Genomic DNA, 24,174 nt, shown 5'->3' on the forward strand with positions numbered 1-24,174 from the left:
GGTCGGGTTCAGGCGGAGGCGCGGCGCGGCGTCTCGCAGGCGACCGCGACCGCTCCGAAGGCGCGGACGAGGTCCGCATCGAGCTTCGCCCTCATCGATTCGAGGATGGCGTAGGCCTCGCGCGGGGCCTTCGGCGCCTTGTAGGGGCGCGCCTCGATCAGCGCGGCGAAGATGTCGGCGATGGTGATCAGGCGGACGAGGTCGGGGATCTGCTGCCCGCGCAGCCCGTCCGGATAGCCCGACCCGTCGAGATACTCGTGGTGCGAGCGGACCACCGACAGGGTCAGCGCGTCGTAGTCGCCCGTCAGCAGCATCTCGTGTCCGAGCGCCGGGTGGCGAGCCATCTCGGCGCGCTCCGTCGGCGTCAGCGGCGCGGGCTTGTTCAGGATCGCGAGGGGGATCTTGGCCTTCCCGATGTCGTGGAGCAGCGCGCCTTTGACGAGGTAGCGGGAATCCGCCTCGTTGAGCCCCAGGACGCGCGCGAACTCGGCCGCGATTCCGGCCACGCTCAGGCAGTGGCGGTGCGTGACGTCGTCGAAGCTCGCCACGACCCTGAGCCATTCGCGCACCTTGGCCTCGCGGATCGCCTGGTTGACCAAGTCGGCGCCGTTCTCGACCAGCGCGGCCGGGGGCGCCTGATCGGCGCGGAACAGGCTGACGAAGGCCGAGCGGGCCTCGTTCACCTGCTCCTGCCAGTTGCCGGTCTGCGGCGGGGCCTTGGCGGTGCCGATCAGGGTCGCGACCGCGTTCAGCAGCATGGCGCTGACCGCGGCGGCCGGCATCGCGCGGGTCGCGCCGAGGGCGGTGGCCTGGATCTCGCCGCGGCCGAGGTTGCCGTGGATCAGGGCCAGGAACGGGATGCCGGGCCCGCGCGCGGTGGACAGCGCCTGGCGCAGCCGGCGCACGGATTCGGAGGTCAGCGCGCTGACGTCGCTGATGATCAGCCCCGCCCCCCGCGGCGGGACGGCGTCGCCGTAGAGGTCGTGCAGCACAACGGGCGTGACGCCGCCGAGATTGCGCGCGAGCCTCTCGGCGCGCTCGACATCGTCGGTCAGGATCAGGGTCTGGCCCAAGATTCCCCCCTGTGGCTCGCCCCCGCCCGGGCGCTTTTCCGGCTCACGTGCCGACGTTCTAGAGCCGATGAACGCACTATCAGCGTCTATTTGCGCAGCACTCGCCACAGGTTTGACGGCATTCCGTTAAAAATCCGACAGCCGAAGCTGATGTTTGAAGCTCAAAATAGGCGCCGCGTTGTGTCGGGGGGCGACACGGGGATGCCGGCCTGCCCGCGCGACGGCGGCGCTTGCCTCGCGGCGTCCGGACCGCCAGAACGCCGGCATGCTGCGCGTCAACGACCTCACCTACCGCATCGGCGACCGTCTGATTCTCGATTCCGCGAGCTTCACGATCCCGGAAGGCGCCCGCGTCGGGCTGGTCGGGCGCAACGGGGCCGGCAAGACCACCCTGTTCAAGGCCATTCTCGGCGACCTGCCGGTCGACGCGAAGTCGGTGGCGCTGCCCAAGGGCATGCGGATCGGCGCCGTCGCCCAGGAGGCGCCGGCCGGACCGGAGACGCTGCACGCGGTCGTGCTCGCCGCGGACACGGAGCGCGCCCGCCTGATGGCGGAGGCCGAGCACGCGGACGGTCTGCGCCGGGCCGAGATCGAGACGCGGCTCGTGGATATCGGCGCCCACTCGGCGCCGGCCCGGGCCGCCGCGATCCTGCACGGGCTGGGCTTCGACGCGGCGGCCCAGGCGCGGCCCTGCGCGGACTTCTCCGGCGGCTGGCGGATGCGCGTGGCGCTCGCCGCCGTCCTGTTCTCGGAGCCGGACCTGCTGCTCCTCGACGAGCCGACCAACTACCTCGACATCGAGGGCACGCTCTGGCTGTACGATTACCTGGAACGCTACCCGCGCACCGCGATCATCATCAGCCACGACCGCGACCTGCTCGACACCAGCGTCGATCACATCCTGCACCTCGACCGCGGCAAGCTGGCGATCTACCGCGGCGGCTACACCAGCTTCGCCAAGCAGCTCTCGGAGAAGCGCGTTCTCCAGGCCAAGGCGAAGGCCAAGCAGGATGCCGAGCGCGCGCACCTGCAGAGCTTCATCGACCGCTTCAAGGCCAAGGCCACCAAGGCGCGGCAGGCGCAGTCGCGGATGAAGCGGCTCGCCAAGATGGAGCCGATCGCCGCGCTCCTCGAGGACGACGTGCCGGTGATCCACCTGCCGAGCCCGGAGAAGCCGCTGTCGCCGCCGATCGTCGCCATGGAGCGCGTCAAGGCCGGCTACGGGGACCGGATCGTCCTGACCGGCCTCGACCTCAGCCTCGCGCCGGACGACCGAGTCGCGCTGCTGGGCGCGAACGGCAACGGCAAGTCGACCTTCTGCAAGCTGATCGGCGGCCGACTCGGGCCGGTCGCCGGTGAGGTGAAGCGCTCCTCCAAGATGGAGGTCGCCTACTTCGCCCAGCACCAGCTCGACGAGCTGCGCCCCGCCGAGAGCGCCTACGCGCATGTCCGGACCCTGATGCCGGATGTCCCCGAGGCGAAGGTCCGCAGCGCGACGGCGCGGCTCGGATTCGGCGCCAACAAGGCCGACACGCCGGTCGAGAAGCTGTCGGGCGGCGAGAAGGCGCGCCTGCTCATGGGGCTCGCCGCTTTCCACGGGCCGCACCTCCTGATCCTCGACGAGCCGACCAACCACCTCGACATCGAGAGCCGGCAGGCCCTCGTGGAGGCGATCAACGACTACGAGGGCGCCGTCATCCTCGTCTCGCACGACCGGTTCCTGGTCGAGGCCTGCGCCGACCGGCTCTGGCTGGTCGCGGACGGCACGGTGAAGACCTTCGACGGCGACATGGACGATTACCGGCGCTTCGTCCTGTCGGGGCCCGAGCGCGAGGTCGAGCGCGACTCGGAGCCCTCCGGCGGCCAGAAGGCCGAGGCGCGCCGCGCCGGCGTCGAGCGCCGCGCGGCCCTCGCGCCCCTGCGCAAGCGGCTTGAGGCGATCGAGGCGCGGATGGCCAAGCTGACTGCGGCGATCCAGAAGATCGACGCCGCCCTGGAGGACGGGTCCGCGTTCCGGGAGAACGCCGCCAAGGCCGGCGAGATCGCCAAGATGCGGTCGGACGCCGCGACCGCGCTCGCCGCCGCCGAGGAGGAGTGGCTGACGGTCAGCGCGGAGATCGAGGCGGCCTGACGGGGCCGCCTCACACCGAGGCTTCGATCGCCCGCTCCAGGATGTCGACCCCGAGGTCGATCTCCGCGTCCGTGGCGGTGAGCGGCGGGGCGATGCGGAACACGCCGCCCATGCCGGGCAGCTGCACGATGTTCATGCTCAGCCCGAGTTCGAGGCAGCGCCGCGTGATCGCGTCGCCGAGTTCCGGGGCCGGCACCTTCGTGTCCCGGTCGGCCACGATCTCCACGCCCTGCAGGAGGCCGCGCCCGCGCACGTCGCCGATGCAGGCGAAGCGCTGCTGCAGCGCCCGCAGCCGCGCCGCCAGCCGCGCGCCGGCCGCCTCGGCCCGGCCGACCAGGCCGTCGCGCCGGACGATCTCCAGCACCTTGAGGCCGACCGCGGCGGGAAGCGGGTCGGAGACGTGCGTGGTGTAGAACAGGAAGCCGCGGGCGTGGCAGAGATCCTCGATCTCCGGCGTGGTCAGGACCGCCGCGAGGGGCAGGCCGGCGCCCAGGGTCTTCGAGAGGGTGAGGATGTCGGGCACCACCCCGTCGCGCTCGCAGGCGAACATCAGGCCGGTGCGGCCGATGCCCGTCTGGGCCTCGTCGAGGATCAGCAGCATGCCCCGCTCGGTGCATTTGCGCTTCATCGCCGTGAGGTAGCCGGGCGGGAGTTCGAGGATGCCGCCGGAGCTGAGGATCGGCTCCGCCAGGAACGCGGCGAGGTTGCCGGTCGACTGCCGGTCCACCAGCGCGAAGGCGTAGTCGAGCTCGGTCTGCCAGTCGGCGGCCCCGTCCCGCGCGAAGGTCGGGCGGTAGGCGTTCGGGGCGGGAATCGCGAAGGATCCGACGGGGGCCGGGCCGTAGCCCTTGCGGCCGGCGCTGTAGGTCGCCGAAGCGGCCCCCGCCGTCATGCCGTGCCACGACTGCGCGAAGCTGACGATCTCCCAGCCGCCTGTGGCGAGCTTGGCCATGCGCAGGGCGGCCTCGTTGGCCTCGGCGCCGGTGGTCAGGAGAAGCGCGCGCTCCAGCCCGCCGGGGGCGAGGCCGGCCAGCGCGGTCGCGAGGTCGACCACCGGCCGGCTCAGCATGCCGCTGAACAGGTGATCCAGGCGCCCGACGTGGTCGGCGACGACGGCGGCGATCTCGGGATGCCCGTGCCCCAGGATCGCGCTCATCTGGCCGGAGGTGAAGTCGAGGATCTTCCGGCCGTCCGCGTCGTAGACGAAGCTGCCCTCCGCGCGCTCGATGATGACCGGCGCGAAGGCGCCGCCGTAGCGCACGAGGTGCCGGCGCGCGCGCGTCCAGAAGTCGGGGTCGTCGTTCCGCGTCGTCATCGATCCGGGTCCCGTGGCAGGCCCCGCCATGCTAGGACCGCCCGCGATCCCAGAGAAGCTTATAGTTCTGAACCGAGGGTTCAGCGATCCTGATGGCCCAGAGCTTCGACATCGACCTCCTGCGCAGCTTCGCCACGGTCGCGGAGACGGGCGCGCTGAGCCGGGCCGCGGAGCGGGTCGGGCGCAGCCAGGCCGCCCTCAGCATGCAGATGAAGCGACTGGAGGATCTGGTCGCGCAGCCGCTGCTGCGCCGGACCGGGCGCGGGGTGGTGCTCACGGTGCAGGGCGAGCGGCTCCTCGTCCACGCGCGCCGGATCCTGGCCTCGCACGACGACGCGGTGGCGGAACTGTCCGGCGGCCGCCTCAACGGCACGCTCAGGTTCGGCTGCCCGGACGATTACGCGCAGGCCTTCCTCCCCACCCTGCTGCGCGGCTTCGCGCACCTGCATCCCGACGCGGCGATCGAGGTGGTCTGCGGCGCGACGCCCCGTCTGGAGGAGCGGCTCGCCCGCGGCGAGCTCGATCTGGCCCTCGTCTCGGTCCCGCTGGCGGCCGGGCGGGAGATCCTGCGGCGCGAGGACCTCGTCTGGGTGGCGCCGCGCGGCGCCGAAGCGCCATGGCCCGACCCGTTGCCGCTCGCGCTCGGCGACCCCGACACGCTGGACCACCGGGCGGCGCGGGCCGCCCTCGACGCGGGTGGGCGCGCGTACCGGATCGCCTACGCGAGCGGCAGCCTGTCCGGGCTCCTGGCGGTGGCGCGCTCCGCCCAGGCGGTCGCGGTCCTCACCCGCGCCGCGGTCCCGCCCGACCTGCGCATCCTGAACCGCGGCAGCGGCCTGCCCGCGCTGCCGCGGATCGGCCTGACGATCCGCCTGGACGAGGCGCACGCCGCGCCGCTGACCCGCGCCTTCGCCGCCCACCTGCGCGCGGTGCTGCCGACGCTCTGATCGGGCGGTCCCGCCGGGCTCCCGTTCGTCCGGGCGGGGTAGCCCCGGTCCGGTCGCGATCGCGGCCGCCCCGAGCCGGTCGGGCCTGTCGCTAGCCCGCCTCGGACGGCTTCCGCCAGACGACGACGATCTCGTCGTTGTCGACGTTGATCCAGTTGATGTGGGTGCGCGGGTGGGCTTGGCGGATCGTCTCGAAATGCGCGCTGTTGCAGAGCAGGTAGATGTCGCTCCCCGTGTCGTCCAAACCGGCCTCCGCCTCGCGCAGGACGGAGCGGAGGCTCGGACCCGGCAATTGCACGGCCCGGAACCGCCGGCCGGGCACGTCCGGAAAGGCCAGGCTCCAGGCCGCCGTGACCCGCGGGCTGTCGTACGCCACGACCGTGTCGGCGCCGACGAGCCGGGACGGGCTGTGATCCAACCGGACATCCTCGCTCCAGTTGCGATTGGCGGCACCGATCGTCTTCGTCGTCTCCGGCGACACGACCGGGGTCGTCGCCGTGGCCGTCGCCATCGCGGCGGCAGCGACCTGCGTGCCCCGCCGGTCGGTCACGTCGAGCGCGGCGTCGATCACCTGGATGCGGTTCTCGACGAGCGCGAAGACGGCCCCGGCCGCCTCCGGCGTGAGCGTGTAGATCGACCGCGGATCCGGCGCCGCGACGGGATTCACGTCGCGCGCCGGGGTGAGCGCGGTCGCCTCGCCGGGCGGCGCCTTCTGTGCGACCGCCGCGATCGCGGCCATCGGAGGTACGTAATCCATCGCGCAGTCTCCAGCTTTCGACCCGATGCGGAACCCGGCCTCCGACCCGCGCAGCGCCGTCGCCCGCGCATCGACCGGTTGCCGACGGTCATGCGGGCGTGGATCGACGACCGTCGCGGCGATGCGGAGGGGCGCCACCGCGGGCATGCCGCGGCTGCGCCGTCCGAGCGGCTCGGACCGTGGCCCGTTGTCCAGGCAGGTCGGTCGGAAGCGCCCCGCGCCCGTCGGAGCGGCCGCTGACGCGGAGTCACGGCGAGAGAGGGGATCCACCTCGGTCATCGGGGGCCTGCCGGTCCTCATGACCGCGAGCGCCCAGTCCGCGAGCTTCATGCTTCGTTGAATCGGATTTGTATCCAACGACTTGACTCTGTCAACGGCACGCAAGTTGAATCGTCTCCGCCACAGACTTTCATGGCCCGTATATCTGGGCGACATCGTTGGAATTCGGCGGTGCGCTGTACGCGTTGCTTCCGCTGTTTTCAGAGATGGCGGGCGGCGCTCCGAATAATCGGAGATCGACGAGCGCGTCCCTCCGAGCCCGGGCGATCCACAGGCGGCGCGCGTCGCCGTGAGCCGCGGTTCCGCCGCGCGGGTCGTGCAGGCGGTCCGACGGTCGGCACCGCGAGGGGGCTCCTCCCGATGGGCGCGATCGGCGGTCCCGGCCCGCGGGATCCGCACGGGTGCGGTGTTTGCCCGCGGCCCGCGGACATGCGAGAGAGGCCGGATGTTGACCGTCGATAGCCTCTGGCGCGCGCGGCACCGGCTCGCGCAGTTCGGGAAGAAGCGGACCGGCTCGCCGCGCATCCTCGTGATCGGCGTCTGTCAGGCCGGATCCATCGCCAAGACGATGCGCTACCTGCTGCCGCACGCGCAGGTGGATTTCGTCTCGGCCTTCACGGCGTCCCGCCGGTTCCCGCGGCTCGCCGACCTGATGGCGCACGCGGACGGGTACGACCACGTCTTCACCAGCATCTACCTGCCCAAGTTCAAGGGCGGCGGCTCGATCGACACGCTTCGGACGCACCCGAAGGTCCGCCTGATCCCGACCATCGTGTTCAGCGCCTACCATCCCGACCTCGTCCACGTGGGCGTTCAGGATCACGTCACGCTCAACGGCCTGATCTCGGGTCCGATGGGGCACTCGCACTCGGCGATCACGCTGTTTGCCTACCTGTCGGGCTTCTCGCAGGCGCAGGCGCTGCGGCTGTTCTCCGAGCCGGTCTTCGAGCGCCTCGGATACTTCAATCTCTGGGACGAGTCGGTCGCGTACCTGCGCGGCCTCGGCGTCCAGGCCGGGTACGATCTCGACACGCACCTCACGCGCTGGGCGCGTCGGGGCTGCTTCATGCACTCGATCAACCACACGAAGCTCTACGTGGTGGCCGACCTCGCCCGCGGCCTGCTGACCCGGGCCGGCGTGCCCTTCGAGGAATGCGACCTCGACGCGTTCCTCCCGGACGATCTCGGCGGCCAGGGCAGTTGGCCGGTCTATCCGGAGATCGCCCAGCATTACGGCGTGCCCGGCAGCGCCCTGTTCTTCAAGGCGGAGACGCGCCGGTCCGGCCCCGCGCGCACGATGAGCCGGCCCGAATTCGTCGCCGCCTCCTACGCGAACTACGACCGGCGCGAGCGGAAGCTCCTGATCTCGCAGCGCGTCCAGGGCTGGCTCAACGACGCGCCGACGGTGGATTTCCTGCGCGAGGCCGCGGGCCGGGGCGACGCGCCGGCGCGGCCGGCGAGCCGGGCCCCGGCGGTGAATGCCGGCAGCCTCGCCGGCCACGCCTCGTAGCGTCCGGACGGGCACTTCCCCGCGGGCCCGGCGTTGTCGGCCACGGCCCGCCGCCGCGGGAAGGACGTCGAGGTGTTCCGATGAGTTCCGTGTCCCGCCATCGCACCGGTCGCGCCGCGACCGCGGCGGCCCTGACGCTCGCCGGATCGGCGGCGGCGCTGGTCGGATGGAGCGCGCTGGCCGTGGACCGCCGGATGACCCTGCCGCCTGCCCTGCCGGGCCGCCACGAGCGGATCCGAACCCGCCGCGCCGGCGCGCTGTCGCTCTACGGCTCCGCTGAGGCCGAGGGCGTGCCGCTCCTGCTGATCCACTCGATCAACGCGGCGGCCAACGCCTACGAGGTCCGGCCGCTGTACCTGCGCTACCGCGGCACGCGCCCGGTCTACGCCCTGGAACTCCCGGGGTTCGGCTTCTCGGAGCGCTCGCGCCGCCGCTACACGCCGCGCCTGATGGTGGAGGCGATCCACGCGGCGGTCGACGAGATCCGGAGCCGGCACGGCGGCTGGGCGATCGACGCCCTCGCCCTGTCGCTCTCGTGCTCGTTCCTGGCGCGGGCGAGCCTGGAGCGGTCCGACGCCTATCGCAGCCTCGCGCTGGTGAGCCCGACGGGGTTCGACGCCCGGCTCTCCGGGGAGGGTCCGCCGGACGGCCATCGCGGCCGCGACTGGCTGCTCCGCGTCCTCGACCGCCCTCCGCTCGGCCGGCCGCTCTTCGACGCGCTGGTCACGCGGCCGAGCATGCGGTTCTTCCTGGAGAAGACCTTCGGCTCCTCCGAGATCGACGAGGGTCTGCTCGCCTACGATCACGCCTCGGCTCACCAGCCCGGCGCCGAGCACGCCCCGTTCTGCTTCATCGCGGGCCACCTGTTCCCCACCGACGCGACCCGCCTCTACGAGCGCCTGCGCCTCCCGGTCTGGATGGTGCACGGGGAGCGCGGCGACTTCGTCGACTACCGGCTGGTGCCGCGGGTCGCCGACCGGCCGAACTGGCGCGTCGACACCCTGCCGACCGGCGCGTTCCCGCATTTCGAGCGGCCGGAGGCGGTCGCGGCCGGCTACGACGCGTTCCTGGCCAGCATCATTCGCCTGCCGGCGGCTCGACCGGCGTGATCCGGTAGCGGAGCCACACGACGCCGTCGGACAGGCGCTCGCAGGCCGTCAGGTCGAGCTTGCGACGGCTGCCCATCGTGTCCGCCTCCTCGCCGGCGAAGTCGAACACCGCCGGCGTCCCGCTCAGGCCGTCGACGGCGGGCACGAGGAGCAGGCTCAGCTCGTCGATGAGGCCGGCCCTGAGCATGGAGCCGTTGATGTGGCCGCCGCCCTCGACGAGGAGGCGCTCGATCCCGAACAGGGCGCGCAGCTTCGCCATCGCCAGGGGAAAGTCGACCGTCCGGTCGCCCGCGAACAGGTAGGACTGGCCACCGGCCCGCAGCGCGCGCAGGTGCGAGTCCGGCACGGATTCGGTGAGCACCACCACGACGTGGTCTCCCTCGATCGCGTCGCGCGCGCCCCAGTCCAGGCGCCCCCGTGCGTCGAGGGCCACGGCGTATCCCGGCGCGTCGCGGCGGGCGACGTGGTCCTCCCGCGGGACCGGCGCGCCGTCATCGGCGACCGGCTCCGACAGCGGATCGGCGCTGTCGGCGTAGCCCTGCATGGTGACGCGCCCGCACATCCAGGCATCGCCCTTCAGCTCGCCGTGGACGCGCTCGTAATGGCTGTCGGCGTCCAGCGTCTTCCAGCGCCGGACCTTGATCCGGCCGTCGACCGACGACGTCATGTGACAGATTACGTAGGGGCGTTCGGCCGCTGCCATGGACGATCCTCGCTCGGTCCGCCGGGGCCTCCCGCGCGGGCCAGGGCGAAACTAGGCGGCGCGCCGGCCGGGCCCAGCGGAGCGAAAGCCGCAGCGCCTGCGCGTCGGTGGACCCGGCACGCCCCGGTCCGTAAGGATGAGGACGCCGCCCGGAGCGGCGTCCGTGTTGGAATCCGATGATCGACCTGACCCTCGAGGCCGCCCGCACCATCGTCGACACCGCCCTGCGGGAGGCGCGAACCCGCAACCTCAAGCCCCTCGCCGTCGTCGTCTACGATGCCCGCGGCGCGCTCAAGGCGGTCTCGGTCGAGGACGGCACGTCCCTGCGCCGGGCCGAGATCGCGAGCGGCAAGGCCAACGGTGCCCTGGCGCTGGGCCTCGGCTCCCGGGCGATCCACGCGCGGGCCGAGCAGCAGCCCTACTTCGTCGCCGCTGTGACGCACCTCGCCGGGCCCGACGCCCTCGTGCCGGTGCCGGGCGGCGTGCTGATCCGCTCCGGCGAGGGACGCCTTCTCGGCGCGGTCGGCATCTCCGGGGACACCTCCGACAACGACGAGATCTGCGCGGTGGCGGGGATCGAGGCGGCCGGCCTGAAGCCGGACACCGGCGCCTGACCGTGCGCCCGCGCCGGCGCGACTGGCTGGCCGGCGCGTTCGCCCTCGCGGCCGTGCGGCCCGCCCGCGCGGCCGACGCGCTCTACCGCCGCGGCAACGACGCCGATCCCGAGACGCTGGACCCGCACCGCTCGTCCACGGTCGCGGAGGCGCACATCCTGCGCGACCTCTGCGACGGGCTGCTCACCTACGACAACCGGGGCACGATCATCCCGGGCGCGGCGCGCGCCTGGTCGATCTCCGAGGACGGGGTGAGCCTGAATTTCGACCTGCGCCCCGACGGCCGCTGGTCGAACGGCGAGCCGGTCACAGCGAACGACTTCGTCTACGCGTTCCGCCGAATGCTCGACCCGGCCACGGCGGCGAAATACGCCGAGATCCTGTTCCCGATCCGCAACGCCGCCGCCGTGAACCGCGGCGAGACGCCGGCCGACGCCCTCGGCGTCGCCGCCGAGGCGCCGCTCCGGCTCGCGATCACGCTGGAACAGCCGACGCCCTACATCCTGGAACTCCTGACCCACCAGACCGCGCTTCCGGTCCACCGCGCCTCGGTCGAGCGCTACGGCGACAGCTTCACCCGGCCGGGAAACCTCGTGACCAACGGACCTTACCGGCTCGCCGACCGCGTGCCGGGCGGCGCGATCACGCTGGAGGCCAACCCGCACCATCCGGACGCCGCGAGCCTCGCGATCCGGCGCGTCGCCTTCCTGCCGACGCCCGACATCGCCGCCGCGGTGCGCCGCTACGCCGCCGGGGAGATCGACTCCCTCTCCGACCTGCCCGTCGACCAGATCACCGACCTGCGCCGCCGCTTCGGGCCGCAGGTGGTGCTCGGCCCCTCGCTGGGGCTCGCGGCGCTGGTGGTGAACACCCGCAAGGCGCCGTTCTCGGATCGGCGCGTCCGCCGGGCGCTGTCGCTCGTGATCGACCGCGAGTACCTCGCCGACGGCCTCAACGGCGGCACCATGAGCCCGGCCTACTCCCTGTGCCCGCCCGGCCTCGACAATTACCGCACGCCCCCCGAGACCGAGGGCCGCCTCGGCCTGCCGATCGACCACGAGGCGGAGGCGCGCCGGCTGCTCGCGGAGGCGGGCTTCGGCCCGGACCGGCCACTCACGGTGGAGTACCGGTTCAATATCAGCGACAACAACCGCACCATCGCGGTGGCGCTCGGCGAGATGTGGCGCGACCTCGGAATCGTGACGCGCTACGTCTACACGGACGCGAAGACGCATTTCGCCTACCTGCGCGACGGCGGCGACTTCGACGTCGCCCGCTACAGCTGGATCGCCGACTATTCCGATCCGCAGAACTTCCTGTTCCTGCTCCAGAGCGGGAATGACGGCATGAATGCCGGCCACTGGTCGGACGTCGCCTACGACGCCCTGATGGCGCGAGCCGCCACCGAGCGCGACCTCACCCGCCGGGCCGGCCTGCTCTACGACGCCGAGGCGATCGCCCTGCGCGAGCTGCCGTGGATCCCGCTGATGCACTACCGATCGAAGGCGCTGATCGCGCCGCGGCTGCACGGCTACCACCCGAACCTGCGCAACGCCGCGCCGACCCGCTTCATGAGGCTCGACGCGTGATCCGCTTCATCCTGCGCCGCCTTCTCCAGGCGGTGCCGACGCTGCTCGCCGTGGTGACCGTCAGCTTCTTCCTGATGCGCCTCGCTCCGGGGGGGCCGTTCGACCTGGAGCGGCCGCTGGCGCCCGCCGCCATGGAGAACCTGCGCCGGGTCTACGGCCTCGACCGGCCGCTGATCGCGCAGTTCGGGAGCTACCTCGCGGCGCTGGCGCGGGGCGACCTCGGTCCGTCCTTCTCGTTCCGCGACCAGAGCGTCCTCGGCCTGATCGCCCGGGGCCTGCCGGTCTCCGCGACGTTGGGCGCCCTCGCCCTCGCGCTGGCGACGGTGCTCGGGGTCGGCCTCGGGATCGTGGCGGCGCTCCGGCGCGGCGGGTTCGTCGACCGGCTCCTCGGCGTCGGGGCCGCCCTGACCCTCTCGCTGCCGAGCTTCGTGGTCGCGCCGCTGCTGCAGATCGCCTTCGGCCTGACCCTGCGCTGGCTGCCGCTCGGCGGCTGGAACGACGGCGCCCCGAGCCACCTCGTCCTGCCGGTGGTGACGCTGGCCCTGCCGCAGGTCGGCGCCCTGGCCCGGCTGACCCGGACCTCGCTCGCCGAGGCGCTGCGGACGCAGCCCGTCCGCACCATGCGCAGCCTCGGCCTGCCGCCGGCCCGCGTCACCCGGCACGCCCTGCGGGGGGCGCTGCTGCCGGTGGTCGCCTATCTCGGACCGCTGGCGGCGGCCCTGCTCACCGGCTCGGTGGTGGTCGAAACGATCTTCGGGCTGCCGGGGATCGGCCGGTACTTCGTCGAGGGCGCGCTCAACCGCGACTACACGCTGGTGATGGGCACGGTCCTGCTCGTCGCCGGGCTGGTGATCCTGCTCAACCTCGCCGCCGACCTCGCCTGTGCGTGGCTCGACCCGCGCCTCCGGGTGGCGGCGTGACGGCGGTTTCCACGGCGCCGGCCCGGCGCGCCGTCCTTCGGTTCGCGCGGGAGCGGACCGCCGTGGCGGCGCTCGCCGTGCTGGTCCTGATCGCCCTCGCCTGCCTGGTCGGCCCGGGCCTCACCGGCCACGATCCCGAGCGCGCCTATCCGGACCTGCGCCAGCTCCCGGCCGGCCTCTCCGCACAGCCCGACGCCGCGCGTCTCCGGCCGGCGCTCGAGCGTCTGGCCTTCCGGATGCGCGCGCGGCTCGACGCGGTCGAGCGCGACGGCGACACGTTGCGGCTCACCCTCGGCTCCGACGCGGGCGTCGACCGGCGTAGCCTCGTCTACCTGCCGCGCTCGGCCCTGTTCGGGACCCCGACCGTCGTGGACGAGCGGGACGGCGGCCGCGGCCTCGTCGTGGCGGTGCCGGTCCGGCGCCTGCACTTCCCCCTCGGCACCGACATCCAGGGCCGCGACCTGCTGACCCGCTGCCTCGTCGCCGGCCGGATCTCGCTGGCGATCGGGCTCGCGGCCAGCCTCGTCGCCCTGCTCATCGGCGTCGCCTACGGGGCGATTGCGGGCTTCGTCGGGGGCGCCGTCGACGCCGTGATGATGCGCGCCGTCGACGTGCTCTACGCGCTCCCCTTCGTGTTCTTCGTGATCCTGCTGCTGGTCTTCTTCCGCCCGAGCCTGCTGCTCATGCTGGTGGCGATCGCCGCGGTGGAGTGGCTCGACATGGCCCGGGTGGTGCGCGCCGTGACCCTGTCGCTGCGCGAGCGCGACTTCGTCCGCGCCGCGCGGGCACTCGGCCTCGGGACACCCCGGATCATCCTCCGGCACATCGTGCCGAACACCCTCGGCCCGGTGGCCGTGACCGCGACGCTGCTGGTGCCGCAGGTGATCCTGCTGGAGAGCTTCCTGTCGTTCCTCGGGCTCGGCGTGCAGGAGCCGCAGACCAGTTGGGGCGTCCTGATCGCTGAGGGCGCCCGCTCCATCGAGGCGGCGCCGCACCTGCTCGCGGCCCCGGCCGCGTTCCTGATCGCGACCCTGGTGGCGCTCAACCTGATCGGCGACGGCCTCGCGGACGCGCTGGACCCGCGCCGGGACTGAGCCCGGGTCCGGCAAGCTCCGCGACGTCAGCCCAGTTGCCGAATCGGGGCGCCGGCGAGCCAGGCCTCGATGTCCTCCACCGCCTGGGTGAAGAAGGTCCGGTAGTTGTTGCGCGACACGTAGCCGAGATGCGGCAGCGCCAGCACGTTCGGCAGGCGCCGGAACGGGCTGTCGGCCGGCAGCGGCTCGGTCTCGAACACGTCGAGGCCCGCGCCGGCGATCCAGCCGTCCTTCAGCGCCTGGACCAGCGCGGCCTGATCGATGATCGGCGCGCGCGAGGTGTTCACGAGAAACGCGTCGCGGCGCATGCGGCGCAGCTCGGCCGCGCCCAGGAGGCCGCGGGTCCGGTCGCCCAGCACGAGGTGGATCGTGACGACGTCGCTCGCCTCCAGCAGGGCTTCCTTCGAGGCCGCCCGCTCCACCCCGGCGGCTGCTGCGCGGCCATCGTCGAGGTTCGGGCTCCAGGCGATCACCCGCATGCCGAAGGCGCGCCCGATCTCGGCCACCCGCGTCCCGATCTTCCCCAGGCCCAGAACGCCGAGGGTCGCGCCGGCGAGGTCGGTCCCGATCGTGCTCTGCCAGGGGCCGCCCGCGCGCAGGGTCAGGCTCTCCGGCGCCACGTGTCGGGCCAGTCCGAGGATCAGCGCCCAGGTCAGCTCCGTCGGCGGCGTCGGGCTGGAATCGGTGCCGCAGACGACGACGTTGCGCGCGCGGGCCGCCGCGAGGTCGATGGCGAGGTTGCGCATGCCGCTGGTGACGAGGAGTTCCAGCCGCGGCAGCCTTTCCAGCAGAGCCGCCGGGAACGGCGTCCGCTCCCGCATGATCACGAGGATCTCGGCCTGCGCGATCCGCGCCACGAGGTCGTCCGGATTCGGGATGTGCTGGCTGATCGCGGAGACCGCGACGCGGTCGGAGAGGCGCGCCCAGTCCGCGAGCGCGAGGGCCGCCTGCTGGTAATCGTCGAGGATCAGGCCGGTGCGCATGGGGATGGGGTAGGCCTCGACGGCTGGAGCGTCAACGGATGCCGGGCGACGGCGCGCGGCGCCTACGCCCCGGCCAGGGCCGCGAACGCCGCCGCGACGCCGGCGGCACCGGGATCCTGGACACCGGCGAGGTCCCCGGCGGCCAGGTAGCTGGAGCGGCCCGCGCCGGCGCGATCCATGCCGGCCGTGGCCTCGGCGCCGGCCCGGGCCGCCGCCGCGGCGGCCGCGAGGTCGCCGCCCGTCAGGGCCTCGACGGCGGGGATCAGGGCGTCGAGCAGCGTGCGGTCGCCGGCCCGGGCGCCGCCGTAACCCTGGACGCGCGCCACGCCCTGCCCGAGCGCCTCGGGCCACGCGGCGGCGCCGGCGAGGGCCGAGGCCGTCGCGGCGAAGAAGATCGAGCCGAGCACGCCGCTCGATCCGCCCACCGCGCGCCCGATCCGCTCGGCGAGCGCCCGGCACAGGGCCGCGGGTTCCGCCTGCGGCAGCCGGTCCAGATCTGCCAGGACGGCCCGCGCCGCGCCCGCGAAGGTCGTGCCGGCATCGCCGTCCCCGACCTTGGCATCGAGGCCGTTCAGGGTGTCCTCGGCCCCGATCAGGGCCTCGGCGACGGCCCGGATCCGGGCGGCGGTGACGGCGTCGTGCGACGGCGCGAAGGCCTCGCCCGCGAGTCCCTCGGGCACTGGCCGCAGGATCGGCGGCGCGACCCGCACCGCCGCGGGCCAGGCCGGGACCGGGACGGGCTCCGACAGGGCGCGCTCCAGCGCGTCGTCGATCGGCAGGACCGACAGCGAGGCACCGTGCATGTCGAGCGCCGTCATCAGTGGCGCGGGCCCGAGCAGCAGGCGGACGCGCCGCCCCAGGCCGGTGGCGAGCACGGCGCGGGTGAGGACCTGCATCTCGAGCGCGGAGGCGGAGCCGAGATTGTTCACGAGCAGCGCCAGCCGGTCCGCACCTTCGACGGCCCGCGCGAGACGCTCGGCCATCAGCTCGGCGAGGTCGCTGGCCTTCGGCAGCGCGATGCGCTCCGCGCCGGGCTCGCCGTGGATGCCGAGGCCGAGCTCGGCCTGTCCCTCCGCCAGCCGCTCGCTGCGCGGCGAGCCGGGGATCGTGCAGGTGGAGACCGCGATGCCGAGCGACTTCGCCGCCCCGGCCGCCCGGCGGGCGAGCGACGCCACGGTCTCGAGCGGTTCCCCGGCCTCCGCGGCATGACCCGCCACCTTGTGGACGAACAGCGTCCCGGCGACGCCGCGGGGCTGCTTGGCGTCCGGCAGCGCGATGTCGTCCGCGACGATCACGGTCTCGACCCTGTGGCCGAGCGCCCGGGCGCGCTCGGCGGCGAGCCCGAAATTCAGCCGATCACCCGCGTAGTTCTTGATGACGAGCAGGCACCCCGCCGGCCCCGTCACCGCGAGGATCCCGGCCAGCACCGCGTCGACGCTCGGCGAGGCGAAGACGTCACCGCAGACAGCGGCGCTGAGCAGGCCCGGTCCCACGAAGCCCGCATGGGCCGGCTCGTGGCCGGAGCCGCCGCCGGAGATGACCGCGACCTTCCCGGGATCCGGAGCGGCGCGGAGGACGACGCGGATGCCCGGGTCGCCGTCGAGCCGTGCCAGGCGTCCGCCGCTCGCGGCGACGAGGCCGTCGACGGCGTCGTTGACCAGGGTGGAGCGGGCGTCGATGAAGTGGGCCATGGCGTGACCTTCGATGGGGCCAATCCGCGATTCTGCGTCGGCGGATCCGCGCGCATTGTCCGCCTCGTCGAGCCCTGCTGGCAACGGTCTCCGTCCTCGCGAGCGCAGCGCAGCGATCCGGCCCGCGCCACGCCGACCGAAGTCCCGCCGCCCCGGCACGCTTCGCTGCGCGCGCGACGACGACGGTCCTGCCCGTCCCTTATTCCTTCACGGCGCCGGTGAGGGCGGAGACGTAGTACTCGACGAAGAACGAGTAGAGGATCACCAGCGGCAGCGAGCCGAGCAGCGCGCCGGCCATCAGCGACCCCCACTTGTAGACGTCGCCGTCCACGAACTCGCTCACCACGGCGATGGGCACCGTCTTGTTCTGCGTCGAGGACAGGAAGGTCAGCGCGTAGATGAACTCGTTCCAGCACAGGGTCAGGGAGAAGATCCCCGCCGAGATCAGCCCCGGGAAGGCGAGCGGCAGGATGATCTTGGTGAGGATCTGCCACCGGCTGGCGCCGTCCATCAGCGCGCATTCCTCCAGCTCGTAGGGAATGGTCTTGAAGTAGCCCATCAGGAGCCACGTCGAGAACGGGATCAGGATCGTCGGGTAGGCGAGGATCAGGGCGATCGGCGAGTCGAACAGGCCGTAGGCCTGGATGATGGTGGCGAGCGGGATGAACAGGATCGAGGGCGGCACGAGGTAGGCGAGGAAGATCGCCGCCCCGACCCAGCCGGCGCCCCGGTAGCGCACGCGGACGCAGGCATAGGCGGCGAGCACGCTCGCGAACAGCGACAGCACGGTCGCCGCCACCGACACGTACATCGTGTTCCAGAGCCAGCGCGGATACTGCGTCTCGAAGAGGAGCTTGTTGATGTGCTTGAGCGTCGGATCCACGACCCAGAACGGGTTGAACCGCTCCATGTCGATCAGCTGCTCGTCCGGTTTGATGGCCGTCAGCGCCATCCAGTAGAACGGGAACAGCAGCACGGCGAGGATGAGGAGGAGCGGCAGGTAGGTCGTCACGAGCCGCCGGGGCAGGCGCTCGAGATAGGCCATGCCCTCCGAATTGTCCGTGAGCCCGGCGGGCCGCGCCTCCAATACGGAGTTGAGATGCGGATCGGCGTGGGCGGGCGGTGCGGGCGCGCTCATCGGTCGTTCCCCCCGGATTGCCAGGCCCTGCGCTGCAGGCCGAACCACGAGATGCCGATGGCCGCGAGCAGGAACGGCACCATGGCGGTGGCGATGGCCGCGCCCTCGCCGAGCGTCCCCGAGAGGATGCCGCGCTGGTACGACAGGGTCGCCATCAGGTGGGTGGCGTTCACCGGGCCGCCGCGCGTCATGGCCCAGATCAGCTGGAAGTCGGTGAAGGTGAACAGCACCGAGAAGGTCATCACGACCGCGATGATCGGGGTCAGGAGCGGCAGGGTGATCCGCGAGAAGATCTGCCAGTTGGAGGCGCCGTCCAGCGTCGCGGCCTCGTAGAGCGAGGGCGAGACCGTCTGGAGACCGGCGAGCAGCGTGATGGCGATGAACGGCACGCCCCGCCAGATGTTGGCGAAGATCACGCAGGCTCGCGCCATGGCGGGATCGCCGAGGAAGTCGATGTTGCCGTCGATCACCCCGAGATGGCGCAGCGACCAGGAGATGATCGAGAACTGGCTGTCGAAGATCCACCAGAAGGCGATGGCCGACAGCACGGTCGGCACCACGAACGGGATCAGCACGATCGACCGGATGATAGACTTGAACGGCATGTTCTTGTTGAGCAGCAACGCGAGGTAGAGCCCGACCCCGAACTTCACCACGGATGCCACCGCCGTGTAGAGGCAGGTGTTGAACACCGAGAGCCAGAAGACGTCGTCGTCCCAGAGCCACTCGTAGTTCTCCAGGCCGACGAAGACCCCGTCGCGGCCGATCCGCGCGTTGGTGAAGGACAGCCAGATGCCCTTCAGGAGCGGGTAGGCCAGGAACAGGCCGAGGATCAGCGCCGTCGGGAGCATGAACCAGAACCCCGCCCAGCCGCGGCTCGCGCGCACGCGCTGCCAGGCCGAGCGGGTCGGGATTGCGGCCGGGGCGGGCTGCGTCAGGGCCGTGTGCGCCATGGTCTCGCCTCCGGCGGGTGCGGTCAGGTGTTCCGGAAGATGCGGGTGGCGGCGCGCTCGGCGTTCTTGATGGCGCCCTTCACGTCCTCGCGGCCGGTGCAGTGACTGGCGAACATGTCGACGATCACGAAGTCGGCCAGCACCGCGGCGATCCGCTCGCTCACCGGCGCGAGGCCGCCCGCCGCCAGGGAGCGCCGTCCCGCCTCGGCGAAGACCGCGTTCTTCGGGTCGCTCGTCCAGATCGGGTTCTTCGGATAGTTCGACAGCGGCTCGCAGAGGTAGCCCTGGGCCGCCTCCAGCCAGGGATTGTAGTTCGCCGCCTCCATCATGAAGGCGATGAAGGCCTTACAGGCGTTCGGCGCCTTCGAGTACTTGAAGGCCAGGATCGGGAAGGCGAGCTGGAACTCGGTGGGCTTGCCGACCGGGCCGATCGGCCAGACCGCGTGGTCCATGTCCTCGGCGAGCTTCGGGTTGTCCTTCTTGGCCGCCGCGTAGATCGAGATGCCGTTGTTGGTCAGGTACAGGTCGCCGGCCAGGAACGCCTTGTTGTTCGACGAGTCGTTCCACGACACCGTGCCGGGCACGAAGGTCTCGTACAGCGACTTGACGTATTCGAGCGCCTTGGCGGTCTCGGGCGAGTTGATGACGATCTTCTCGTTGGCGTCGACGAGGTTGCCGCCGTGCGACCAGAGCGCCCAGTGGCACCACGTGTTGCCGTCACCGGTGGCGTGGCCGAGGGCGAAGCCGGCGGGCGTGTTGTTCTTCTTCAGGCCGCGGCAGAGTTCGAGGAAGCCCGCCGTGTCGGTCGGGAACTTGTCGAACCCGGCCTTCTTCATCGCCGAGATGCGGTAGTTCGGATAGCCGCCGTTGAACGCCACGGGGATCGCGATCCACTTGCCCTTGACCTTGCCGTAGGCCTCGGCCGACGGGAACCAGGGGCCGTATTTCTTGCCGAGGGATTCTGCCACGTCCTCGAGCGGCAGGCACTTGTCGGGGAAGAGCGCCGGGAACGAGAACAGACCCCAGACCATGTCGGGCCCTTGGCCCGTATTGGCGGCGACCGACGCCTTGGGCTGGATGTCGTCGAAGGACTCGTTGGTCACCGTGACCTTGACGCCCGTCGCCTTGGTGAAGGCGTCGACGAGCTTCATGAAGGCCTCGTCCTCCGCCGGCACGAAGCGCTTCCAGCGCAGGAGCGACAGGCTCGCCCCCGGCTCGGGCTTCCACTCCGCGTTCTGCGCCCAGGCCTTGGCGAAGCCGAGGAGGTCGCCACCGGCGGCGAGGCCTGTCGCTGCGGCGCCCGCGAGGAGGGACCGGCGATCGAGAACGGACATCGTTACTTCTCCCTCGGTGATCGTGATCCTGGAGGCGCCGCGCGCCTCGAATCCGCGCCGGATCCGACGCGGGTCAGCTCGGCAGGCGACGGCCGGTCTCGGCGTCGAAGAAGTGCACGCGGTTCGGCCGCAGGGAGATCGTCTCGCCCGGCCGCTCGCGCACGCGCTCGCGCAGCACGCAGGTGATGTCCTGGCCCCCGGCCCGCACCGCCAGCATGGTCTCTGAGCCGGTCGGCTCCACGACGACGACCTCCGCGGCGATCCCCTCGGGCGCGAGGTCGAAATGCTCGGGGCGGACGCCCAGGATGAGCGGCCGGCCGTCGACCCCGGAGGGCGCGTCGGCGAGCGGGATCGACAGGCCGGTCTCGGTGGTGAAGGTCAGACGCCCGTTCGCCCGGACCTTGCCGGGCATGAAGTTCATGGCCGGCGAGCCGATGAAGCCGGCAACGAACAGGTTGTCGGGCCGGTCGTAGAGTTCGAGGGGCGGCCCGATCTGCTCCACGACCCCGTCGTGCATCACCACGATCCGGTCGGCCATGGTCATGGCCTCGATCTGGTCGTGGGTGACGTAGATCGTCGTCGTCTTCAGGCGCTGGTGCAGCTCCTTGATCTCGGTGCGCATCGCCACGCGGAGCTTGGCGTCGAGGTTGGAGAGCGGCTCGTCGAACAGGAAGACCTGCGGGTCGCGCACGATCGCCCGGCCCATGGCGACGCGCTGGCGCTGGCCGCCCGAGAGCTGGCGCGGGTAGCGGTCCAGCAGGGGAGCCAGCCCGAGGATCTGGGCGGCCTTGTTGACCCGGAGATCGATCTCGGAGGCCGGCGCCTTCCGGATCCGCATCGAGAACGCCATGTTCTCGCGGACGGTGAGATGCGGATAGAGGGCGTAGTTCTGGAACACCATGGCGATGTCCCGCTCCTTGGGCGGCACATCGTTCACCACGCGCTCGCCGATGCGGATCTCGCCGCCGGAGATGTTCTCGAGCCCGGCGATCATCCGCAGGAGCGTTGATTTCCCGCAGCCCGACGGGCCGACCAGGATCACGAATTCACCGTCCCGGATATCCACCGACACGCCGTGCAGGACATTCGTCGATCCGAAAGCCTTGCGAACCTCGCGGATTCCCACCGAGGCCATGCTTCCTCCCGATCAAGGCCGCTCTGTCGGCGGCTCTAGGGCAGCAGTACAAATGAGGGTTCGCGGGAAAGCAAGCCGGCCTTCTGGCAAAGCTGCAGATAATCTTGGATCTGTCAGGCGAGCTCGCTCGGCGCCCGTGACGAGCGCGGCCCGGTGAAACTTCCGGCGGGATGACGGGCGGCGCGGAATGCTATGGGATCGGGCGCCGGCCGCGGTGCCGGAACCGAGCCCGTCGCGCGCGGGCATTCAGCGGCTGACATCCAAGGCGGACATCCAGGGGACGTGAGCACATGTCGTTATCGGGCCTGACCGCGCGGGAGATCCTGCCCGCCGACGGATGCCGGGGCGCCCTCGTGGGCCGGGTGTGGCGGCCGGACGTGGCCGGTCCGAGCGTCGTGGCGATCCGCGCCGACGCGGATGGTGCGGCCCGAATCGTCGACGTTACCGCCGCCTTCCCCACCGTCAGCGACCTGTGCGAGGCCCGAGACCCCGCCGCCGCCCTGCGCGGCGCCCAGGGCGAGGACCTCGGCAGCCTCGACGCGGTGCTGGCCAACACGCCGCCGGACGCGCGCGACGCCACCAAGCCGTGGCTCCTGGCCCCGGTCGACCTTCAGGCCCTGAAGGCGGCGGGCGTGACCTTCGCCACCTCGATGCTGGAGCGGGTGATCGAGGAGCGCGCACGCGGCGATCTCGCCGCCGCGGCGGCGATCCGCGCCGAGGTCGAGCGCCTGGTCGGGCACGACCTGCGCCGGCTGAAGCCCGGTTCGCCCGAGGCCATGGCCCTCAAGGAGGTGCTGGTCGCCCAGGGCGCCTGGAGCCAGTACCTGGAAGTCGGCATCGGCCCGGACGCCGAGATCTTCACCAAGGCGCAGCCGCTCTCGGCCGTCGGCTGCGGCGCGGATGCGGGGCTGCACCCGGACTCGCACTGGAACAACCCCGAGCCCGAGGTGGCGCTCGCGGTCGCCTCCGACCAGCGGATCATCGGGGCGACGCTCGCCAACGACGTGAACCTGCGCGACTTCGAGGGCCGATCGGCGCTGCTCCTCGGGAAGGCCAAGGACAACAACGCCTCCTGCGCCGTGGGGCCGTTCCTGCGCCTGTTCGACGACACGTTCGGCCTCGACGACGTCCGCCGCACGACCGTGACCCTCGAGGTCACCGGCACGGACGGCTTCCGGTTGGAGGGCACCTCGCCGCTCTCCGAGATCAGCCGCGACCCGGAGGAGCTGGCGGAGGCGCTGATGGGGCGGACGCACAACTACCCCGACGGCGCCCTCCTCCTCCTCGGCACGATGTTCGCGCCGATCCAGGACCGGCACGGGCCGGGCCTCGGCTTCACCCACGCCGACGGCGACCGCGTCGCGGTGGCGAGCCCGGAACTCGGCTGCCTCGTCAACCGCATGCGCCCCTGCGACGCCTGCGAGCCCTGGACCTTCGGTGCCCGCGCGCTCATGCGGAACCTCGCCGCGCGCGGGATTCTGTGACAGAGCGGCGATCGGACCGAGCCCCGAGATGATGCCGATGACCGACACCGCCTTCCTCGACCGCCTCGCCGCGATCGTCGGACCGTCCGGTCTCGTCACCGGCGCGGAGCTGCGGGGACGCTCGGCCAACTGGACGCGCCCGACCGAGCCCTGCGCCGCCCTGGCCCTGGTCCGCCCGCGCAGCACGGAGGAGACCGGCGCCGTCATGGCCGCCTGCCACGCGGCGGGCGTCGCGGTGGTCCCGCGGGGCGGCGCCACCGGCCTCGTCGACGGCACGCTCTGTCAGCCCGACGAGATCACCCTGTCGACCGAGCGCATGACCGGCATCGAGCCGGTGGACCCGCTCGGCATGACGGTGGTGGTCGGCACCGGCGCGACGCTCGAGAGCGTGCAGGACGCCGCGTCCGCGGCGGGCCTGTTCTTCCCCCTCGACCTCGGCGCCCGCGGCTCGGCGACGATCGGCGGCGCGATCTCTACCAACGCCGGCGGCCTGCGGGTGCTGCGCTACGGCATGATGCGCGAGATGGTGCTCGGCCTGGAGGCGGTGCTCGCCGACGGCACGGTGGTGTCGTCGATGCGGCCGCTCATCAAGAACAACACCGGGCTCGACCTCAAGCAGCTCTTCCTCGGCACCGAGGGCACGATGGGCATCGTCACGCGGGCGGTCATCCGCCTGCGGCCGGAGCCCGCCGGCTACGCGACGGCGCTGATCGCGTGCCCCGGAGTCGATGACGGCGCGCGGGTGCTGCGGGCGGCGCAGAGCGCCTTCCAGGGGCGTGTGTCCTCGTTCGAGGGCCTGTGGCCGGACTTCTACCGGCTGATGACGGCGCCCGGGCGCGCGACCCCGCCGCTGGGGCCGGACTACCCATTCTACGCGATCATCGAGGTCGAGTGCGTCCCCGAGGAATCGGACCGGTTCCTCGGTCTGTTGGAAGGGCTGATGGGCGACGGCACGATCCTCGACGCCGTGGTCGCCGCCTCGGAGGAGCAGCGCCGCGGCATGTGGCGGATCCGCGACCGCGTCGAGCACCTGAACGCCGACGGGATCGACCGGGCCTTCGACGTGAGCGTGCCGCTCGCGCGGATGGACGGCTACGTCCGCGGCGCGCTCGACCGGCTCGCGGCGATCCCGGGCTGCCGGGCGGTCGTCTACGGGCATATCGGCGACAACAACCTCCACTGGAACACCACCCGCCTCGACGCCGCCGGCAACGCGGCGATCGACGCGGCGATCTACGAGCCGCTGGCGGAGCTGAACGGCTCCGTCTCGGCGGAGCACGGGATCGGGCTCGAGAAGCGGGCCAAGCTGAAGCTGTCGCGCTCGCCCGAGGAGATCGCCGTCATGCGGCTCGTGAAGCGGGCGCTCGATCCGGACAACCGGCTGAATCCGGGCAAGATCTTCTGAGGGCTCCGCC

The 24,174-nt window shown here is 72.1% G+C and carries 20 protein-coding genes; 10 read left to right on the forward strand and 10 right to left on the reverse strand.

The genetic code is table 11. The annotated features are described in order from the left end of the window. Nucleotides 1-8 precede the first annotated feature (8 nt). Nucleotides 9-1,073 (reverse strand): HD-GYP domain-containing protein, encoded by a 1,065-nt coding sequence (locus BLW78_RS04560; RefSeq protein WP_091677041.1) that lies wholly within the window; start codon nucleotides 1,071-1,073, stop codon nucleotides 9-11. Between the two features lie 265 nt (nucleotides 1,074-1,338). Here BLW78_RS04560 and BLW78_RS04565 point away from each other — a divergent pair, with 265 nt between their 5' ends. After that, nucleotides 1,339-3,204, forward strand: a complete 1,866-nt coding sequence (locus tag BLW78_RS04565) for an ABC-F family ATP-binding cassette domain-containing protein (RefSeq protein ID WP_091677043.1) — start codon at nucleotides 1,339-1,341, stop codon at nucleotides 3,202-3,204. A 10-nt stretch (nucleotides 3,205-3,214) separates the two neighbouring features. Here BLW78_RS04565 and BLW78_RS04570 read toward each other — a convergent pair whose 3' ends face one another. Beyond that, nucleotides 3,215-4,519 (reverse strand): aspartate aminotransferase family protein, encoded by a 1,305-nt coding sequence (locus BLW78_RS04570; RefSeq protein WP_091677046.1) that lies wholly within the window; start codon nucleotides 4,517-4,519, stop codon nucleotides 3,215-3,217. Nucleotides 4,520-4,611: 92 nt separating this feature from the next. Here BLW78_RS04570 and BLW78_RS04575 point away from each other — a divergent pair, with 92 nt between their 5' ends. Then, entirely contained in the window at nucleotides 4,612-5,466 is an 855-nt protein-coding gene (locus BLW78_RS04575; RefSeq protein WP_091677049.1) for a LysR substrate-binding domain-containing protein, read from the forward strand. Between the two features lie 91 nt (nucleotides 5,467-5,557). Here the strand turns inward: BLW78_RS04575 and BLW78_RS04580 are convergent, their stop codons facing one another. Beyond that, nucleotides 5,558-6,223, reverse strand: coding sequence for a hypothetical protein (locus BLW78_RS04580; protein WP_244526769.1), 666 nt, complete (start codon nucleotides 6,221-6,223; stop codon nucleotides 5,558-5,560). 724 nt (nucleotides 6,224-6,947) lie between these two features. Between BLW78_RS04580 and BLW78_RS04590 the strand changes: the two genes are divergently transcribed. Both BLW78_RS04590 and BLW78_RS04595 read left to right on the forward strand, forming a co-directional pair. Further along, nucleotides 6,948-8,012: a WcbI family polysaccharide biosynthesis putative acetyltransferase gene (locus tag BLW78_RS04590; protein ID WP_020091925.1), complete on the forward strand. Its 1,065-nt coding sequence runs from the start codon at nucleotides 6,948-6,950 to the stop codon at nucleotides 8,010-8,012. Nucleotides 8,013-8,092: 80 nt separating this feature from the next. After that, nucleotides 8,093-9,121, forward strand: a complete 1,029-nt coding sequence (locus BLW78_RS04595) for an alpha/beta fold hydrolase (protein ID WP_091677054.1) — start codon at nucleotides 8,093-8,095, stop codon at nucleotides 9,119-9,121. On the opposite strand, the gene BLW78_RS04600 is transcribed toward BLW78_RS04595, so the two are convergent. Continuing rightward, nucleotides 9,090-9,824, reverse strand: coding sequence for a dihydrofolate reductase family protein (locus tag BLW78_RS04600; protein WP_091677056.1), 735 nt, complete (start codon nucleotides 9,822-9,824; stop codon nucleotides 9,090-9,092). The genes BLW78_RS04595 and BLW78_RS04600 overlap by 32 nt on opposite strands. Nucleotides 9,825-10,000: 176 nt before the next feature. Between BLW78_RS04600 and BLW78_RS04605 the strand changes: the two genes are divergently transcribed. The 4 genes from BLW78_RS04605 to BLW78_RS04620 are packed head-to-tail and all read left to right on the forward strand — an operon-like array spanning nucleotide 10,001 to nucleotide 14,041. Beyond that, nucleotides 10,001-10,438 (forward strand): GlcG/HbpS family heme-binding protein, encoded by a 438-nt coding sequence (locus BLW78_RS04605; protein WP_020091923.1) that lies wholly within the window; start codon nucleotides 10,001-10,003, stop codon nucleotides 10,436-10,438. A 2-nt stretch (nucleotides 10,439-10,440) separates the two neighbouring features. Continuing rightward, nucleotides 10,441-12,027, forward strand: coding sequence for a peptide ABC transporter substrate-binding protein (locus BLW78_RS04610; RefSeq protein ID WP_091677059.1), 1,587 nt, complete (start codon nucleotides 10,441-10,443; stop codon nucleotides 12,025-12,027). Next, on the forward strand, nucleotides 12,024-12,947 hold the full coding sequence (locus tag BLW78_RS04615; RefSeq protein WP_091677061.1) for an ABC transporter permease: 924 nt from the start codon (nucleotides 12,024-12,026) through the stop codon (nucleotides 12,945-12,947). The genes BLW78_RS04610 and BLW78_RS04615 overlap by 4 nt, the downstream gene beginning before the upstream one ends. Then, nucleotides 12,944-14,041 (forward strand): ABC transporter permease, encoded by a 1,098-nt coding sequence (locus BLW78_RS04620; RefSeq protein ID WP_091677063.1) that lies wholly within the window; start codon nucleotides 12,944-12,946, stop codon nucleotides 14,039-14,041. Before BLW78_RS04615 ends, BLW78_RS04620 begins: the two co-directional genes overlap by 4 nt. Nucleotides 14,042-14,067: 26 nt before the next feature. On the opposite strand, the gene BLW78_RS04625 is transcribed toward BLW78_RS04620, so the two are convergent. From BLW78_RS04625 to ugpC, 6 genes are all read right to left on the reverse strand, one after another. After that, nucleotides 14,068-15,024: a D-2-hydroxyacid dehydrogenase family protein gene (locus BLW78_RS04625; protein ID WP_170855084.1), complete on the reverse strand. Its 957-nt coding sequence runs from the start codon at nucleotides 15,022-15,024 to the stop codon at nucleotides 14,068-14,070. 62 nt (nucleotides 15,025-15,086) lie between these two features. Continuing rightward, complete coding sequence (locus tag BLW78_RS04630; protein ID WP_091677066.1) at nucleotides 15,087-16,715, reverse strand: dihydroxyacetone kinase subunit DhaK; 1,629 nt, start codon at nucleotides 16,713-16,715, stop codon at nucleotides 15,087-15,089. A 199-nt stretch (nucleotides 16,716-16,914) separates the two neighbouring features. Further along, complete coding sequence (locus tag BLW78_RS04635) at nucleotides 16,915-17,760, reverse strand: carbohydrate ABC transporter permease (protein WP_234082978.1); 846 nt, start codon at nucleotides 17,758-17,760, stop codon at nucleotides 16,915-16,917. 89 nt (nucleotides 17,761-17,849) lie between these two features. Beyond that, nucleotides 17,850-18,806 carry a carbohydrate ABC transporter permease gene (locus tag BLW78_RS04640; RefSeq protein WP_020091916.1) on the reverse strand — a complete coding sequence of 319 codons (957 nt, stop codon included), beginning with the start codon at nucleotides 18,804-18,806 and terminating at the stop codon, nucleotides 17,850-17,852. Nucleotides 18,807-18,829: 23 nt separating this feature from the next. After that, a complete protein-coding gene (locus tag BLW78_RS04645) occupies nucleotides 18,830-20,140 on the reverse strand; it encodes an ABC transporter substrate-binding protein (protein ID WP_020091915.1) in 1,311 nt (436 codons plus the stop codon). 73 nt (nucleotides 20,141-20,213) lie between these two features. Then, nucleotides 20,214-21,275: an ABC transporter ATP-binding protein gene (gene ugpC, locus BLW78_RS04650; RefSeq protein ID WP_091677069.1), complete on the reverse strand. Its 1,062-nt coding sequence runs from the start codon at nucleotides 21,273-21,275 to the stop codon at nucleotides 20,214-20,216. 290 nt (nucleotides 21,276-21,565) lie between these two features. Between ugpC and BLW78_RS04655 the strand changes: the two genes are divergently transcribed. Both BLW78_RS04655 and BLW78_RS04660 read left to right on the forward strand, forming a co-directional pair. Then, the gene (locus tag BLW78_RS04655) at nucleotides 21,566-22,759 is read left to right on the forward strand and encodes a fumarylacetoacetate hydrolase family protein (protein WP_091677071.1); all 1,194 of its coding nucleotides are present in this window, start codon (nucleotides 21,566-21,568) and stop codon (nucleotides 22,757-22,759) included. A 37-nt stretch (nucleotides 22,760-22,796) separates the two neighbouring features. Beyond that, the gene (locus BLW78_RS04660; protein ID WP_234082416.1) at nucleotides 22,797-24,164 is read left to right on the forward strand and encodes an FAD-binding oxidoreductase; all 1,368 of its coding nucleotides are present in this window, start codon (nucleotides 22,797-22,799) and stop codon (nucleotides 24,162-24,164) included. Nucleotides 24,165-24,174 lie beyond the last annotated feature (10 nt).

It is taken from the genome of Methylobacterium sp. 275MFSha3.1, from assembly GCF_900108435.1.
In the GTDB taxonomy this organism is placed as follows: Bacteria; Pseudomonadota; Alphaproteobacteria; order Rhizobiales; family Beijerinckiaceae; genus Methylobacterium.